The organism is Anaerolineales bacterium (assembly GCA_022866145.1).
Taxonomy (GTDB): domain Bacteria; phylum Chloroflexota; class Anaerolineae; order Anaerolineales; family E44-bin32; genus PFL42.
Genome location: JALHUE010000473.1, coordinates 1 through 1,592, shown reverse-complemented (window position 1 = coordinate 1,592; position 1,592 = coordinate 1). Strand labels below are relative to the sequence as shown.

The 1,592-nt window shown below is 67.7% G+C and carries 2 protein-coding genes; both read right to left on the bottom strand.

Annotation, left to right across the window (positions count from 1 at the left end; translation table 11 throughout):
• Nucleotides 1–1,136, bottom strand: a 1,136-nt coding sequence (locus MUO23_13950; protein ID MCJ7514054.1) for a citrate synthase/methylcitrate synthase, incomplete at its 3' end; no start/stop codon positions are given.
• A 72-nt stretch (nucleotides 1,137–1,208) separates the two neighbouring features.
• On the bottom strand, nucleotides 1,209–1,592 hold a 384-nt coding region (locus MUO23_13945), incomplete at its 5' end, for a dihydrolipoyl dehydrogenase (GenBank protein MCJ7514053.1).

Below are 1,592 nucleotides of genomic sequence, written 5' to 3'. Positions count from 1 at the left end.
GGGCCGACGTACACCGACTGCGGCCGAATCAGTCGGTCTTCCTTGATCTGTTCGAGGACATGCGCCGTCCAGCCACCAACCCGCGAGATGGCGAACGTCGGGGTGAACAGCTCGACCTCAAGCCCGATGCCATGTAGCACCAACGCCGTGTAGAACTCGACGTTGGTCTGCAGGTTGCGGCCGGGCTTGAGCTCCTCCAACACCCTCAGCGTTGCCTGCTCGACCGTGCGGGCGTCCTCATACAGGCTGGCCGAGCCGGCGCCGGCGAACAGCTTCTCGGCGGCCAGGGCGAGCACATTGGCCCGCGGGTCGCGCACCTTGTACACCCGATGGCCGAAGCCCATGATCCGGCCGCCCGACTGCATCGTCTCACGCACCCAGGCATCGGCCTCTTCGGCGACGGACTTGCCGGAGCGCGCCGCGCGGGCACGGATCTCGAACACCATATCCAACGCCGGGCCGGGCGCGCCGCCGTGGAGCGGCCCCTTCAGGGCGCCGATCCCGCCGACCACGGCCGAGAGCATGTCCGAGCGAGTGCTGGCGATGACCCGCGCCGTGAAGGTCGAGGCGTTCATCCCGTGATCGACGACCGTGTTCAGGTAGGTCTCCAGCGCCCTGACCTTGTCGGCAGGCGGCAGCTTGCCTTCGAGCATGTAGAGGAAGTTGGCGGCATGGCCGATGGCCGGATCCGGCGCGATCGGCTCCTGTCCGTGCAGCAGGCGCCAGTAGGCCGCCACGATCGTCGGCATCGGTGCGGTCAGGGCGATGCCGCAGCCCACATCCGGCAGGTCCGGCGGGCGATGGGGCTCGCCCTCACAGGTCCCGATGGCGTCGACGGCCATGCGCAGGGCGTCCATGGGAGGGATCTTCAGCCGAGCGGAGATTTCGAGCATCTGCAGCGAGGCCGGCGCCAGCGGCCGACGCAGAGAGAGCTCCTGGCGCAGCGCCAGCAGCCCCTGCGCCGTCGGCAGGCGGTCCGACCACAGCAGGAACAGCACTTCTTCGAAGGTGGCGTTCGGCGCCAGTTCCTCCAGCGGGAATCCGGCGATCGTCAGTTCACCCGCCTCGCCGTCCACCCGGCTGAGGCGTGTCTCACAGACGACGATTCCCTCTAGCCCGCGTGCGATCTCTGCCATATTCGGTTCTCCGTCCTCGTCGGGGCAAGCCCCCGGTCTGGTCAACTCGAGCCGCGGTGCGTAGGCGGCAGGCTACATATGAATGGCATGTCCTTCGGCGGCGTGGGCTGCCTCCATCAGGACCTCGCTCAGCGTCGGATGGGCATGGACGTTACGGGCAATCTCGGCCGGCGTCAGCTCCATCTGCTGTGCCAGGGTGAGCTCCGGCAGCAGCTCGGTCACTTCGGGGCCGATCAAGTGCGCCCCCAAGATTTCACCGTAGCGGGTACTGCGCAGGATCTTGACCCAACCGGCGTAGTCCCCCATCCCCAGCGCCTTGCCGTTGGCCTGGAAGTTGAAGCGCCCCACCCGGTACTCCAAGCCTTGTTCGCGTGCCTGCGCCTCGGTCAAGCCGAAGGAGGCGACCTGCGGCTGCGAGTAGATGGCCCGCGGCAGGTTCTGGTATTCGAGCGTGGT